At 74.9% G+C, this 13600-nt stretch carries 15 protein-coding genes and 1 other RNA gene; 3 read left to right on the top strand and 13 right to left on the bottom strand.

Annotation, left to right across the window (positions count from 1 at the left end; translation table 11 throughout):
• Nucleotides 1-25: 25 nt before the first annotated feature.
• Entirely contained in the window at nucleotides 26-886 is an 861-nt protein-coding gene (locus AC4OR8_RS07775; RefSeq protein WP_492164966.1) for an acyl-CoA thioester hydrolase/BAAT C-terminal domain-containing protein, read from the bottom strand.
• A 54-nt stretch (nucleotides 887-940) separates the two neighbouring features.
• On the opposite strand from AC4OR8_RS07775, the gene AC4OR8_RS07770 reads away from it, so the two are divergent.
• A complete protein-coding gene (locus tag AC4OR8_RS07770; RefSeq protein WP_492164965.1) occupies nucleotides 941-1756 on the top strand; it encodes a hypothetical protein in 816 nt (271 codons plus the stop codon).
• On the opposite strand, the gene AC4OR8_RS07765 is transcribed toward AC4OR8_RS07770, so the two are convergent.
• Nucleotides 1753-2868: a DNA glycosylase AlkZ-like family protein gene (locus tag AC4OR8_RS07765; protein ID WP_492164964.1), complete on the bottom strand. Its 1116-nt coding sequence runs from the start codon at nucleotides 2866-2868 to the stop codon at nucleotides 1753-1755. The genes AC4OR8_RS07770 and AC4OR8_RS07765 overlap by 4 nt on opposite strands.
• A 56-nt stretch (nucleotides 2869-2924) precedes the next feature.
• Nucleotides 2925-3539 (bottom strand): TetR/AcrR family transcriptional regulator, encoded by a 615-nt coding sequence (locus AC4OR8_RS07760; RefSeq protein WP_492164963.1) that lies wholly within the window; start codon nucleotides 3537-3539, stop codon nucleotides 2925-2927.
• 117 nt (nucleotides 3540-3656) lie between these two features.
• On the opposite strand from AC4OR8_RS07760, the gene AC4OR8_RS07755 reads away from it, so the two are divergent.
• On the top strand, nucleotides 3657-4088 hold the full coding sequence (locus AC4OR8_RS07755) for an organic hydroperoxide resistance protein (protein WP_492164962.1): 432 nt from the start codon (nucleotides 3657-3659) through the stop codon (nucleotides 4086-4088).
• Between the two features lie 362 nt (nucleotides 4089-4450).
• Here the strand turns inward: AC4OR8_RS07755 and AC4OR8_RS07750 are convergent, their stop codons facing one another.
• The 9 genes from AC4OR8_RS07750 to ftsE all read right to left on the bottom strand — a co-directional run bounded on the left by AC4OR8_RS07750 (nucleotide 4451) and on the right by ftsE (nucleotide 11507).
• On the bottom strand, nucleotides 4451-5308 hold the full coding sequence (locus AC4OR8_RS07750; protein WP_492165315.1) for a hypothetical protein: 858 nt from the start codon (nucleotides 5306-5308) through the stop codon (nucleotides 4451-4453).
• A 139-nt stretch (nucleotides 5309-5447) separates the two neighbouring features.
• Nucleotides 5448-5818: a transfer-messenger RNA gene (ssrA, locus tag AC4OR8_RS07745) on the bottom strand.
• Entirely contained in the window at nucleotides 5811-6347 is a 537-nt protein-coding gene (locus AC4OR8_RS07740) for a hypothetical protein (protein ID WP_492164961.1), read from the bottom strand. The genes ssrA and AC4OR8_RS07740 overlap by 8 nt, the downstream gene beginning before the upstream one ends.
• Nucleotides 6337-6981, bottom strand: coding sequence for a maleylpyruvate isomerase family mycothiol-dependent enzyme (locus AC4OR8_RS07735; RefSeq protein WP_492164960.1), 645 nt, complete (start codon nucleotides 6979-6981; stop codon nucleotides 6337-6339). Before AC4OR8_RS07735 ends, AC4OR8_RS07740 begins: the two co-directional genes overlap by 11 nt.
• A gap of 9 nt (nucleotides 6982-6990) precedes the next feature.
• Nucleotides 6991-7899 carry an amidohydrolase family protein gene (locus tag AC4OR8_RS07730; protein WP_492164959.1) on the bottom strand — a complete coding sequence of 303 codons (909 nt, stop codon included), beginning with the start codon at nucleotides 7897-7899 and terminating at the stop codon, nucleotides 6991-6993.
• Between the two features lie 7 nt (nucleotides 7900-7906).
• Nucleotides 7907-8386 (bottom strand): SsrA-binding protein SmpB, encoded by a 480-nt coding sequence (smpB, locus tag AC4OR8_RS07725; RefSeq protein WP_492164958.1) that lies wholly within the window; start codon nucleotides 8384-8386, stop codon nucleotides 7907-7909.
• Between the two features lie 77 nt (nucleotides 8387-8463).
• Complete coding sequence (locus tag AC4OR8_RS07720) at nucleotides 8464-9720, bottom strand: M23 family metallopeptidase (protein ID WP_492164957.1); 1257 nt, start codon at nucleotides 9718-9720, stop codon at nucleotides 8464-8466.
• A gap of 53 nt (nucleotides 9721-9773) precedes the next feature.
• Nucleotides 9774-10688, bottom strand: a complete 915-nt coding sequence (gene ftsX / locus AC4OR8_RS07715; RefSeq protein WP_492164956.1) for a permease-like cell division protein FtsX — start codon at nucleotides 10686-10688, stop codon at nucleotides 9774-9776.
• 129 nt (nucleotides 10689-10817) lie between these two features.
• Entirely contained in the window at nucleotides 10818-11507 is a 690-nt protein-coding gene (gene ftsE / locus AC4OR8_RS07710) for a cell division ATP-binding protein FtsE (protein ID WP_492164955.1), read from the bottom strand.
• Nucleotides 11508-11584: 77 nt separating this feature from the next.
• Here ftsE and AC4OR8_RS07705 point away from each other — a divergent pair, with 77 nt between their 5' ends.
• Nucleotides 11585-12301, top strand: a complete 717-nt coding sequence (locus AC4OR8_RS07705; RefSeq protein WP_492164954.1) for a hypothetical protein — start codon at nucleotides 11585-11587, stop codon at nucleotides 12299-12301.
• A 13-nt stretch (nucleotides 12302-12314) separates the two neighbouring features.
• Here AC4OR8_RS07705 and AC4OR8_RS07700 read toward each other — a convergent pair whose 3' ends face one another.
• Entirely contained in the window at nucleotides 12315-13571 is a 1257-nt protein-coding gene (locus AC4OR8_RS07700; protein ID WP_492164953.1) for a cation:proton antiporter, read from the bottom strand.
• Nucleotides 13572-13600 lie beyond the last annotated feature (29 nt).

Genomic DNA, 13600 nt, shown 5'->3' with positions numbered 1-13600 from the left:
CAGGTGCGCTGCTCAGGCGCGCCGCTCAGGTGCGCAGCCGCAGCGCGCCGACCAGGTGGGGCCACAGCAGCGCACCGAGCGCGGCGTCGGCCTCCGGGGTGCCGCCGCGGGCCATCGTCACCCCGCCGGCGGGGCGCTCCTCGCCGGGCAGCACGGCGTGGTGGCCGGCGCTGGCGTGCTCGACCACGGTGGTGGGCAGGCCCCGGCGCGCCCGGCGCTGCGCGATCGCCCGGGCGGCGTCCACGGCGGGCCACACCCGGTCGTCGCCGCCCGCGGCCAGCACCACCTCGGCGGCCGTGCGCTCCACCGCGATGGTGGCAGCGGCGGTGACCTCGGCGTCGGCGGCCGCGCTGAGCCGGTACAGCCCGCGGAACTCCGGCGGCTGCCGGTCGGGCTCCCACCCGTCGAGGAACGGCACGTACGGCACGGGCGTCCCACGCCACGTCCAGTGCGACGACCAGCGCCCGTCGGCGAGGCCGGCCCAGGCCACGGCGCTGGGCGAGCAGGCCACCACCGCGTCGACCCGCGGGTCGTGCACGGCGGTGAGCAGGGCGGCCTCCGCGCCGAACGACGTGCCGACGACCGCGAGGCGGTCGCAGGTGGGTGCCAGCCGGTCGAGCGCACCGGTGAACGTCTCGAGCGGCACCTCGTGGGGCGCGGGTCGCTGACCGGGCCCACCGAACCACCGCAGGGCCAGCGCCTGCGCCCCGTGGCGCGCCAGCAGCCGCGCGCGACCGGCGTCCACCCGGCCGCTCGAGCCGGTCAGCACCAGCACGCCCGTGCCGCACGGGACGTCGGGGCGCACCCACGCCTCGCCCGTGGCGTCGACGTCGACGTCGACGTCGACGTCGACGTCAGCGGGGGTCGTGGCGACGGGTCGGGTCATCCCGGCAGCCTTCCACGCGCACGCCCGTCCGTGGCGTGGGCGAGGATGTCGCCCGTGGCGAACGCACCTCGACGCCGGCCCGGCGGCCGCCCGGTGGCCCGCACCCGGCTGTGGCTGGGGCTGGCGTGCGCCGCGATGGTGCTGGTCGGCGCCGTCGTGGCCGGGGTGGCCCTGTCGGCGGCGGGCTCGGGGGTCTGGCGGCTGGCCGGTGTGTCGCTGCTGGTGAGCGTGGTGTCGGCCACGGCTGCCGTGGCCCTGCCGCGTCACCGCGGCGCCGCGGCCTCCCTGGCGCCGTGGGACGACGGGGTGGCGGTACGGCTGCCGACCCGGCGCGGCCACGCGGCGGCGGTGGTGGTGGCCACCTGGGCTGCGGCGGTGGCGACGACGTCGCTGGGCTGGGGGGCCGTGGTCACCGACGCCGCCGGGTCGGGGCGGCGCGACCCCGCCGTCCTGCTCCTGCTGGGTCCGTGCTTCGGGGTGATGGCGCTGTGGATGACCTGGCAGGCGCTGCGGGGCCGCCCGCACACCCTGCTGGGCGCCGACGCGGTCGTCCGGCTCGGCCTGTTGTCCACGCCCTCACCGGTGCGGTGGGCCGACGTGGTGGGTCTCGGCCCGGGGCCGGTGCGCTCCAGCGCGGTGGCGCTGCGGCTGCGCTCGGAGGCGGGCTCCGACGCGCCGCTGCTGGTGTCGGTCGTGGGGCTGGCCTGGAGCCGGGCGGAGGTGGAGGCCGTGCTGCGGTGGCTCGACGCCGACCGGCGCGCCCGGGCCCGGCTGGCCGACCCGCGCGCCGCCGAGGCCCACTGCGCGGTGCTCGCGGAGGCGGACGCCGTGGCGGCGCGGGCCCGCACCCCGGCCCGGGGCGGCGACTAGGACCGGTCGAGGCGCACGACGCCCAGCCCGAGCCAGCGGGCGAGGTCGTCGACCTCGGCGTCGACCGCGTCGACGAGGTCGGCGGTGGCCTCGACGTCGAGGTGGACGGCGTTGACCTGCAGCTCGCCGGCGTCACGCTCGGCGCGGGCGTCGAGCTTGCCGACGAGCCGGTCGCCGTGGAGCACCGGCAGCGCGTAGTAGCCCCAGCGCCGCTGGGCGGCCGGCTTGTACATCTCCAGCACGTAGTCGAACGCGAACAGCTCCGTCATCCGGCGGCGGTCGGCGAGCAGCAGGTCGAACGGCGAGAGCAGGGCCGTGCGCGGCCCGCGCCCTCCCCCGGCCGCGTCGTCGGCAGCGTCGGCGAGCAGCGCGGGGTCGACCCGCCAGGCGCCCCGCACGCCCTCGACCACCGCCGGCTCCCCCACCGTGCTCGAGCCCAGCGCCCGGGCCCGGGCGATGCCGAGGGCCGCCAGCGTCCGACCGGCCAGCAGCTGCTCGGCCTCCTCGAGGCTCGGCACGGGGTCGTCGGGGTAGACCCGCGAGGCGAGGTCGTAGAGGCGCTCGCGGCCCTCACGACCGGCCACGGCCACCTCGCCGCGCTGCACCAGCTGGTCGAGCAGGCGCTCGACGTTCTTGCCGTCGGTCCACCCCGTGGAGCGCCACGGCCGCACGCACGTGTCGGGCAGCTCGCGCAGCGGCAGCGGGCCGTCGGCGCGGAGCCGCTCGAGGAGGTCGCGGCGGCAGCCGTCGTTGTCCTCGACCCAGGCCCGCAGCTCGTGCTGCCAGGGCCGCAGCTCGCCGGGGCCGGGCCAGTGCGCCATCTCGGCGCGCAGCAGCACGAGGTCGTCGGCGGGGCGCAGGAAGCCGCGCAGCTCGACGAGGTGCTGCTGGTCGGCGAGGTCGCGCAGCTCGGCGGGGCGGTAGCCGGCCCCGAGGCGGCTCCACAGCACCAGGTCGGCGCTGGCCGCGACGGCCGCCGTGGGCTCGAGCTGGACGCGGGTGAGGTGGTGGACGACGTCGAGCACGTCGGTGGGCCGCGGCGCGTCGAGCAGCTGGGCACGCACCGCCACGCGGCACGCGTCGCGGCGGCTGAGGTGGTGGACCGCGGCCATGCGTCGACCCTAGGGGCCACCGCCCCCGGTCGGCGGCGCCGATCCTGGGGAGCCGCTCAGCAGCCGAGGACGGCGCGCCCGGCCTCGACCAGCTGGCGCGCCACCCGGGCGGGGTCGTCGGCGGCCGGGCCGGCCACCATGGCGCCGTCGCGCAGCATCAGCAGCTGCTCGGCGCGCTCGTCGGGACGCTCCACGCCGAGGGCGGCCACGAGCTCACGGGCCTGCCCGGCCAGCCAGGCGCGGTGGCGGGTGACGACCTGGCGGCCCGGGTGGGCGGGGTCGGCGAGCTCGGCGGTGGCGTTGAGGAACGGGCAGCCGCGGAACCCTGGCCCGCAGGCCATCGCGCCCACGGCCCCGGCGTACCAGCGCAGGGTGGCGGCGGGGTCGTCGGCGTGGGCGGCGCGGTGGGCGACGACGCGGTCGCGCTCGTCGGCGGCGACCTGCTCGAGGTAGGCCTGCACCAGCGCGTCCTTGGTCGGGAAGTGCCGGTAGAGCGTCACCTTGGAGACGCCGGCCTCGGCGAGCAGCCGGTCGGCGCTCGCGGTGCGGATGCCGTCGGCGTAGTACTGCCGGGCGGCCGCGGCGAGGATCCGCTCGCGGGGGGCGAGGTCGGGCGGGGTCTGCGCGACCAGGCGCCCGGTCACGGTGACCGGCGGGGTGGGGGCTGGCACGGGCGGGCCTCCTCGAGGCGTGGACACGGCGCTTGAAGCATGTGGACGTACTGGTTAGTCTACATGGAGAGCGACTGCACCACAGGTCCCTCGCACCCCGACCCGAAGGAGCACCACATGCCCGAGAGCATCGCCTACACCGCCGCCGCGACCGCGACCGGAGACGGCCGCAACGGCCACGCCTCCACCAGCGACGGCGCCATCGACGTCGAGCTCGTCGTGCCGAAGGAGATGGGCGGCGCCGGTGGCGGCACCAACCCCGAGCAGCTCTTCGCCACCGGCTACGCCGCCTGCTTCCTCGGCGCGCTGAAGGCCGGCGCGAAGGAGCACGGCGTCACCCTCGAGGACGTCGCGGTCACCGCCGAGGTCGGCATCGGCCCCCGCGCCGACAAGGGCTTCGGCCTCGCGGTCAAGCTCGTCGTGGAGTTCGGCGGCGGCGTGAGCCAGGAGGACGCGCAGAAGGCGGTCGACACCGGCCACCAGATCTGCCCCTACACCCACGCCACCAAGGGCAACGTCGACGTGGTCACGGAGATCGAGGTCGCCTGACCCGCTCCCCCGCGTCACACCCAGGAGCCCCCGGCCGGTCGGCCGGGGGCTCCTGCGCGTCTGCAGCGCGCTGACCGGTGGTCGCAGCGGGGACAGGGGGTCTCGATACGCGTCGTCGCTGGCGCTCCTCGGCTACTCGACCAACGAGGGGCGTTGCGTGGTCGGGCACGGCGGACGTACCGCCTTTCGTTGGTCGAGTAGGGCGCGCCAGCGCTCGTATCGAGACCCCCGACGGCCGTGCTCAGACCCGACCAGGGGTCTCGATACGCCTCGTCGCTGGCGCTCCTCGGCTACTCGACCAACGAGCAGCAGCTCGCTGGTCGAGCAGGGCGCCGGTGGCGCTCGCGTCGAGGGGATCCAGCTCAGGGGCGCCGGCTGAGCTTGTAGTGCAGCCGCACGACCGGGGCCGACCAGAGCCGCAGGTCGTGGTCGGTGCGCAGCACGCCCTCGGCGTCGACGTACACGCGGAAGGTCTCGTGGATGGGCGCCCGGGCGGCGTGGGTGCGCCCGCCGACCTCGACCAGCACGTAGGCACCGTCCTCGCCGAACCGGCCAGACGGCGAGCTCAGCTCGAGCCCGCCGCCGGGCAGGACGCGGGGACGCAGGAAGACCTGCACGTTGCCGGCCTCGAGCGGGAACGCGACGTGCACGCTGGGCTGGTCGCTGCCGGGCAGGGTGCGCTCGGAGTAGCAGCCGCTGAAGACGTACTCGCCGGTGGAGCGCAGGGTACGGATCCAGCCCGCGGCCTGCTGCTCGCCGGCCGCGTCGACGATCGTGGCGACCCGGCTGTCCATGCCGAGAGCGACGTCGAGGGGCCGCATGGGCAGCGCGAGCTGCTGCACCCGGCGTCCCCAGACCCGGCTGATCACCTCGCCGCCGGGCTGGAACACGGGGTTCCACTGGGTCCACACCTCCATCCGCCACTGCGAGGTGTGCTCGTAGAAGTCGCGCACCTCCGGGCGCAGGTCGGCGGCGCGGAACGTCGCGCCGTCGAGGTGGGCCAGGTCGGCGACCAGTCCCGCCCCGGGCACGTCCTCGTGCACCTCGCCGCCGACCGCCTCGGCGGCCGAGCGGAGCCACCCGTCGGCGACCAGCGAGGCCGCGCTCACCGGAGCCCGCAGCCACCGCTCCTCGCCGTCGAGGTCGACCGGGCGGCCCACGGCGCGCCAGAAGAGCCGGGTCGAGCGGTCGAGCCGGTCGGTCACCGCGTTGCTCGTCATCACGGCCCCCACCCTGCCGTGGAACGGGGTCGCCCGCGGGTCGGCACGCGCAGCACGACGCCCGGGGCCCTGGCGGGCTCCGGGCGTCGTGTGGCCAAGAGGGCTGAGGGGGCGCCTCGCAGGGGCGCCGTCCTCGTCGGTGTGGAGCTGGCGGGAATCGAACCCGCGTCCTCGAGCGTCGAACCAGGTCTTCTCCGGGTGCAGTCGGTGAGATCGCTTTTCTCGGCCCCGGCGCTCGCACAGACACGTCGCCGACAGGCCCAGTCAGGATTGAGTCCCGATCAACCCCCCTGACAGGGGTTGAGCAGCAAGTCTCCTAGATGACGCCAGGGTCCGGGACGGAGACGGATGCCCGGTCTGACGCTTCGATCACCGCTCAGGCGGCGAGAGCGAAGGAACTGCGCTTAGCGTCGGCAGTTATAGGTTTCCAACGATCGTTTACGAGATGACGTTGGCTCCTCGACCCGCTTCTTCTGGAACTAACGTCCCAAGTCGAAACCGATCAGCCCCTCTTGAGTTGTCGTGCACCGACCACTCTACCCGGCACCGCCCCGCGGTCGCGACCGCCGTTCCCGGCGACGTCCTCGAGGCGCTCGGCCCAGGCGCGGGCGACGGCCGCGCCGACCTCGTCGGGCAGGTGCCGGCCCGACGACCACACCTGGTGCCAGGCGTACGCCGGCGCGGCCCGCTGCAGCTCGGCGACCTCCAGGGCGTCGGCCACCGGCACCGACGTGCGCCACTCCACCTCGACCAGGTTGCGGGTGGCCGCGGGGTCGGGGAACGGCCCGCCGAGCAGGACGCCGGTGGCCACCACCCCGCGCCCGTGGGCCCCCTGGCGCAGCAGGTACGCCGGCTGGCCGGGGGCGAAGCCGTTGACGTGGCGGCCCACGCCCCAGGTCGTGACGACCACCTCGCCCCGGCGGTGGGGCGCGACGAGCGCGGCGTGCCACTGCAGGCGGGTGAACCGGCGGTCGTCGTGGGGCCCGGGGTTCCAGGTCAGCAGGACCCCGCCGTGCTCGTGCACGTGGTCAGCGCCCACGCGCCCACCCCCGCAGCGTGTCGGTGCCGGGCCCGGCGAGCTCGTCGAGGCGTGCGGTCGGCCGGCGCGAGACGGCCAGGGCCAGCGCCTCCGCGGACGCCTCGACCAGCGGCCCCTCGCCGTGGCGCCACCCGGCGTCGGTGGCGTGCAGCGACAGGGCGGGCAGGCCCTTGGGCAGGAACCCCGGCGTGGCGCGCGGACCCACGAGCAGGTCGAGCGCGGCGGGCCACAGGTCGAGCGCCGGCGGCGCGACGAGCCCCAGCGGCACGACGACGTCGAGGCGGTGCAGCAGGAAGTCGGTGAGCGGGGCGTGCCAGTCCATGCCCGGTGGGCTGAACCGGCTGTCGACGCAGGCCCGGGCGTCGTCGACGATCGCCTGGCGCGGCCGGCCGATCCGGCGCGCGACCATCACCCGGTTGGCCTCGGCGAAGCGCCCCCGGGCCTTGAGCATCGCGGTCGCGAACTGCCTCATCGACCCCGTCGGCCCGACGGTGAGGTGGGTGGCGACCTCGGCGACGCTCCACCCCGCGCACAGGCTGGGGGTGTCCCACTGCGCGTCGTCGAGCCCGGCCAGCAGGTCGGCGAACGAGCGCCGCTCCTCGCCGAGGCGGGTCCACACCAGCTCCTCGTCCATGCGCCGAGGCTAGCGGGGCGACGCCCCTCGCGCGGTCCCGAAGAGGCGCACGCCGTTGTGCCAGCACACCGCCCGCAGCCAGTCGTCGCCGAGGTCGAGCCGGGCCAGGCCCTCGAGCTGCTCGACGTAGGGGTAGGGGATCGTCGGGACGTCGCTGCCCAGCAGCACCTTGTCGCCGAGGTCGACCAGGCGCGGCAGCAGGTCGGCGGGGTAGTCGTGGCCGAAGAAGTCGGTGAACATCATCGTGGTGTCGAGGTGCACCCGCTCGTGGCGCTCGGCCAGCGCCAGGAACTCCGCGCACTCCGGCGCCCCCATGTGGGCGACGACCAGCGCGAGGCGCGGGTGGCGCTCGAGCACCCGCACGGTCGAGGCCGGCCCGGTGAACTCGTTGCCGACCGGGCCCGACCCCGCGTGCACCACCACGGGCACCCCGGCGTCCTCGAGCAGGCCCCACACCGGGCGCAGCAGCTCGTGGTCGAGGTGGAACTCCCCCACCTGCAGGTGCAGCTTGAACACCTCCACCCCGGCCTCCAGCGCCGCCGCGACGTACGACGCGACGCCGGGCTCGGGGTAGAACGTCGCCGACCACAGCGACTCGGGCACGTCGGCGGCGAACCCGGCCGCCCAGTCGTTGAGGTACGTCGCCACGCCCGGCTTGTGGGCGTAGGGCAGGGCCGAGAACCGGGCCACACCCATCTCGCGCAGCAGCGTGACGCGGTCCTCGACCGGGACGCGGTAGCGGATAGGCCACTCCCGGCCGATCTTCGGTCCGGCGAGGTCGAACTGCGCGTGCACCGCGCGCTCGATGCCCGGCGGCAGGAAGTGCACGTGCACGTCGACGAGCCCGGGCAGGCCGAGGCCCTCCCAGAACGCCCGGACGGCGGGGACGTCGCCCCGCAGCGCGGCGAGGTCGGCCACCCGCGCCTCAGTCGCCCATGCCCTTGAGCCGGCGGCCCACGGCCTGCTCGGTCTCGCGGACGGCCTGGCGCTCGGCGAGGGCCTGGCGCTTGTCCCACGACTTCTTGCCCTTGGCGGTGGCGATCTCGACCTTGGCGCGGCCGTCGACGAAGTACAGCGACAGCGGCACGATCGTCAGGCCCTTCTCGTTGACCCGGCGCTCGATCTTGTCGATCTCGACGCGGTTGAGCAGCAGCTTGCGCTTCCGGCGCGCGGAGTGGTTGGTCCAGGTGCCCTGGGAGTACTCCGGGATGTGCACACCGTGCAGCCACGCCTCGCCGCGGTCGATGTCGACGAAGCCGTCGACGAGGGAGGCGCGCCCGAGGCGCAGCGACTTCACCTCGGTGCCCTGCAGCACCATGCCGGCCTCGAAGACGTCCTCGACGAGGTAGTCGTGGCGCGCCTTCTTGTTCTGCGCGACCAGCTTGCGCCCCTGCTCCTTGACCATCGGACCATCATCCCAGAGCGGGCCAACGCCCGCTCGCCCGGGCGAGCGGCCGCCAGGCCGCACGGAGGAGCCGCGGGCTACATCCAGCGCATCGGGTCGACGGGGTCGCCGTTGACCAGCACGCTGTAGTGCAGGTGGCAGCCGGTCGACCAGCCGGTGTCGCCGACCCGGCCCACGACGTCGCCCTCGCCCACCCGGTCGCCGGGGCCGACGCGGTAGCCGGAGGCGTGGTTGTAGACGACGGTGAGGTTCTTGCCGTTCACCTGGCCGAGGTTGAGGTAGAGCCGGTTGCCGTAGACCGAGGAGAAGTAGCGGGAGATCACGGTGCCGGCGGCGGGGGCGCGCATCAGCTCACCGCACGCGACGCCGAAGTCGGTGCCGTCGTGCAGGCCGCGGTAGCCGTAGATGGGGTGGACGCGCATCCCGAACGGCGAGGTGACCGGGCCGGAGACCGGCGGGGCCAGGAAGCCGTCGGCGTCGGCGCTGACGCTGCTGCCGCGCGCCGCCCGGGCGGCGGCGAGGATGCGCTGCTTGATCCGCGCCTCCTCGTTGCGCAGCTCGGCCAGCAGGGCCCGGTCGGCGGCCAGCACCCGCCCGGCCTCGCTGCGGGCGTCGCGGCGGTCGGCGACCATCTCGCGCACCTTCTCGCGCCCCGCGACGGCCTGGGCGGTCAGCGAGCGCATCGTGGAGAGGTGGGCCGCGGCGGCCTCGCGCTGGTCGGCGACGTCGTCGCGGGCGTCGGTCAGCTGGTCCTCGCGCACCTGCAGCAGCACCTCGGCGGCGTCGAGGTCGTCGTAGGCCGAGGTCTGGTTGCCGGCGATGATGCTGTCGGCCGACTCCTGGCGGGTGAGGTCGGCCGGCGAGCTGGAGTTCAGCAGCGCCGACAGCGCCATCAGCTGGGGGTCGCCCTGGCGGTAGACCTCGTTGACGGTGTCGGTGAGCAGCGTGCGCTGGTCGGCCAGCGCCTCCTGGCCGTCGACGAGCTCGGCCTCGGCGGTGGTCAGCCGCTGCTCGGCGCCGGCGAGCTCGGTGGCCATCTCGTCGTCGCGCTCGCGGGCGGCGTCCAGCTTCTCGCGCACCGCCGTGAGCTCGGCGACGGCGTCGTCGAGGCGGGCCTGCGCGGCGTCGAGGGCGCCCTGGGCACGGCGCATGGCCGAGCTCGACTCCTCGAGGTCGTCGTGGGCGTGGTCGATCTGCTTCTCGACCTGGGCCTGACGCTTCTCCAGCTCGTCGTCGGCGTGGGCGATCGGGGCGGCCACGGCACCGGAAGCCAGCGCCGCGGTCGCGAGGACCACGGCGAGGCGACGGCGAGAGGCGCTGGGGAAGTAGCGCACGGTCTGCCTTCAGCTGTCGGGGAAGAGAGCACCCCGACGGTAACCCGGCGCGCTCACACCTTGAGGTATTTGCGGGTCAGCAGGAGTGTCGGCAGCAGCGTCAGGACCGGCCCGAGCACCAGCACGACCAGCGCGGCGACCACGTAGTCGTCGTACCCGATCCACGGGATGAAGCCGAGGTAGTCGGTGAAGCGCTGGCGCACCCCGAAGAACATGAACGCCGCGAGCGCGGCCAGCGCGAGCGCCACGCTGATCAGCGCGGTCACCACGGCCTCGAGCAGGAACGGCAGCGCGATGTAGATCGTGGAGGCGCCCACCAGGCGCATGATCCCGATCTCGCGGCGCCGGGCCAGCGCGGCCAGCCGGATGGTGTTGCCCACCAGCAGCAGTGCGGCCACCACCAGGAACACCGCGACGCCGAGGGAGCCGATCTGCATCGCGTCCATGATGCGCAGCAGCGGGGCGATCGTGTCGCGCTGGTCGCGGATGGAGGCCACGCCGTCGAGGCCCACGATCGCGCTGGTCACGCCCTGGTACTCGTCGGGGTCCTCCAGCGTGATCCACAGCGTCTGGGGCATGTCGGCCTCGGTGAGGATCGCGTTGGGTCCCTCGAAGCGGTCGGCCTGCTCGGGCCCGTAGAGGTCCTTGACCTTGTCGAACGCCGTGGCCTGCGACTCGAAGTAGTACGACTGCACCTCCGGGCTCTGCTCGACGGCGCGGGCGATCTCCTCCTTCTGCGTCTCGTCGACCGCGCTCTGGCAGTTGGGGTCGGGGTCGTCGTCACGGCACAGGAAGGCCGTGATCTGCAGCTCGCTGCCCCACTGGTCGACGGCCTTCTCGGCCTGGGCGCGCACCAGCAGGCCCAGGCCCACCAGCGTCAGCGAGACGAAGAGGGTGAGGATCACCGCCAGGTGCATCGAGAGGTTGCGTCGCAGGCCCTGGGCGAGGTTGGAGAAGACGTAGCGCATGAGGGGAGGAGGACTCCTGTGGTGGTCCGGACGCGCGGCCCGCGGTGGTGGGCTCGGGGTGCGCCGGGGATGTGTCCGGGGACGTGTCGGGTCCCGGTCGGGGACGGGTCAGGTCGGGTCAGGTCGAGGTCAGTGCTGGAAGCCGTACACGCCCTGGGCGTGGTCACGGATCACGCGGCCGTCCTCCAGCTCGACGACGCGCTTGCGCATCTGGTCGACGATGCCGTGGTCGTGGGTGGCCATGACCACGGTGGTGCCGGTGCGGTTGATCCGGTCGAGCAGCTTCATGATGCCCACCGAGGTGGTGGGGTCGAGGTTGCCGGTGGGCTCGTCGGCGATGAGGATCATCGGGCGGTTCACGAACGCGCGGGCGATCGCGACACGCTGCTGCTCCCCACCCGACAGCTCGTCGGGCATCCGGTCGGCCTTGCCCTCCAGGCCCACCAGCTCGAGGGTCTCCGGCACGACGCGGCGCACCTCGGGCCGCGACTTGCCGATCACCTCGAGGGCGAAGGCGACGTTCTCGGCCACCGTCTTGTTCGGCAGCAGCCGGAAGTCCTGGAACACGGTGCCGATCTGGCGCCGCAGCCGCGGCACCTTCCAGCCGGCCAGGCGGTTGATCTCCTTGCCGGCCACGTAGACCCGCCCCGACGTCGGCCGCGCCTCGCGCAGCGCCAGCCGCAGGGCCGTGGACTTGCCGGAGCCGGAGGCACCGACGAGGAAGACGAACTCGCCCTTCTCGACGTCGACGCTCACCTGGTCGAGGGCGGGGGCGCCCGTGCCGGGGTAGGTCTTGGTCACCTTCTCGAAGCGAATCACCCGAAGGAGCGTACGCGAGGCGCCCACCCCCGGGACACGTCGCCGCCCGACCCGGCGGCGCTCGTATCGTGGCTCACATGCCGCTCCACCGACGCCTCCGGCCCGTGTCCGCCCCGGCCGCGGCCCCGGCGGCCGTGCTGGCGGCGGTCCTCGTCGTCGCCGGCTGCACGGGCGACGGTGGCGACGGCGGGGACGGCGGCGACGCGTCGGGCACGCCGTCGGCGTCGGGCTCCCCCTCGCCGAGCGCGCCGCCGCTCGACCTCGACGACCTCGACACCGGCGCGCTCACCGTGGCCCGCGCCGACTTCTGCCCCGCCGTCGACCCCGCCGCGGTGAGCGCGGCGCTGGGCGCCGAGCCGGAGGAGAGCGACTCCTACGGCAACGGCGAGGTGGTGGAGGTCGCCCCCGGCCTGCGCGACGTCGTCCACGAGCACGGCTGCACCTGGAGCGGTGCGGGGCGCGCCGCGGCCCGGGCATGGGTGCTGGCCCCGCCGGTCACCCGCGGCAGCGCGCAGCAGCTGGCGCGCTCGCGGACCGACGCCGAGGGCTGCCGACCGCCCCGGCGCGCGGAGCCGTACGGCGCACCGTCGGTCGGGCTCGTCTGCGCCGACGGCCCCGCCGTGCGGGTGGAGCACGCCGGGCTGCTCGGCGACGCCTGGCTGAGCTGCACCCTCACCCTTCCCGGTCGCACCGACCGTGCCGAGCTGCTCGAGCGCGGCAGCCGGTGGTGCGCCGCGGTGGCCCAGGGCGCCGCGGCCTCGTCGTCGCCGTCGGCACCCACCGACGGCCCGTAGGCGGACGACCGGCTCAGACTGGGTCGGGCACGTTGTCGCGGCCGAGGTCGAGGCGCCGCATCACCGGGCCCGCGAGCACGCCGTGCACCAGCACCGAGGCCACCACGGTGAAGCCGACGGTCGACCAGAGCCAGTCGCTGCCCAGCTGGGGCGCCTCGCCGGCGGCGTACGCGAGGTAGTAGATCGAGCCGACGCCGCGCACCCCGAAGAACGCGACCGCACCGGCCTCCGGGAGCGTCAGCGCGCCGGCGCGCCCGCGCGGGGTCGACCAGGCGCCGAGGGCGGCCAGGCCGGCCAGCGGCCGCACGACCAGGATCAGCGCCAGGCCGATCATCACGCCGCGCCAGTCGAGGCTCTCCAGGAGCCCGCGGGTCAGCGCGATGCCGAGCACCAGCAGCACGAAGAGGGTGAGCAGCCGCTCGAGGCGCTCGACGACCTCGTGCATGGCCCGGTTGTAGGAGTGGTTGCGCTCCACCGAGCGGAACGCCATCGCGCAGGTGACCACCGACAGGAAGCCGTAGCCGGCCAGCACCTCGCCGACGCCGTACGCCGTGGCGAGGGCCGCGACCGCGAGCAGCGGCTCGCCGCGCTCGGCCAGGCGCAGGGCGTGCGACTCGGAGCGGAAGGCGACCTTGGCCAGCGCCCAGCCCACCGCGATGCCGACGAGCACCCCGATGACGACCTTCGCGACCAGGTAGAACCCCACCCACTCCAGCGCCCAGTTCGAGACCGCGCCCTCGGTGGCCAGCAGGATCGCGGCGTACACGAAGGGGAAGGCGAGGCCGTCGTTGAAGCCGGCCTCGGAGGTGAGGGTGAACCGCACCTCGTCGGACTCGTCGACCTCGTCCTCGTGCTCGGCCTCGATCTGGGGGCCGGCGACCTGCACGTCGGAGGCCAGCACCGGGTCGGTGGGGCTCAGCACGGCACCGAGCAGCAGGGCCGCGGCCGGCGCGAGGCCGGCCCACCAGCCCAGCAGGAACGTCGCGCCGATGCAGACCGGCATGGTGATGCCGAGCAGGCGCCACGTCGGGTTCCACCCTCGCCAGCTGGAGGGGCGCAGCAGCGACAGCGGCCGGTCGACGGCCAGGCCCACGCCCATCAGCGCCACCAGCACGGTCAGCTCGGCGACGTGCTCGATGGCCCCGCGGTTCTCCTGGGGGTCGAGCGGGAGCGCGTCGGGCAGCGACGTCAGCCCGAGCAGCATCCCCACGCCGACCAGCACCATCGGTGGCGAGACAGCACCGCGGCCGAGCAGCCCGGGCAGGGTCACCGCGAGGATCAGGGCGAGCCCCGCGACGA

The sequence above is a fragment of the Nocardioides sp. FY1077 genome, assembly GCF_058681775.1.
The sequence above is the reverse complement of the archived record's forward strand: the minus strand, read 5'-3'. Positions and strand labels throughout refer to the sequence as shown.

Coding starts and splice junctions, on each gene's coding strand:
- smpB (WP_492164958.1), bottom strand. CDS start 8,386: ATGGTCAAGGAGCAGGGGCGCAAGCTGGTCGCGCAGAACAAGAAGGCG.
- AC4OR8_RS07775 (WP_492164966.1), bottom strand. CDS start 886: ATGACCCGACCCGTCGCCACGACCCCCGCTGACGTCGACGTCGACGTC.
- AC4OR8_RS07735 (WP_492164960.1), bottom strand. CDS start 6,981: ATGGACGAGGAGCTGGTGTGGACCCGCCTCGGCGAGGAGCGGCGCTCG.
- AC4OR8_RS07750 (WP_492165315.1), bottom strand. CDS start 5,308: ATGACGAGCAACGCGGTGACCGACCGGCTCGACCGCTCGACCCGGCTC.
- ftsX (WP_492164956.1), bottom strand. CDS start 10,688: ATGCGCTACGTCTTCTCCAACCTCGCCCAGGGCCTGCGACGCAACCTC.
- AC4OR8_RS07705 (WP_492164954.1), top strand. CDS start 11,585: ATGCCGCTCCACCGACGCCTCCGGCCCGTGTCCGCCCCGGCCGCGGCC.
- AC4OR8_RS07765 (WP_492164964.1), bottom strand. CDS start 2,868: ATGGCCGCGGTCCACCACCTCAGCCGCCGCGACGCGTGCCGCGTGGCG.
- AC4OR8_RS07755 (WP_492164962.1), top strand. CDS start 3,657: ATGCCCGAGAGCATCGCCTACACCGCCGCCGCGACCGCGACCGGAGAC.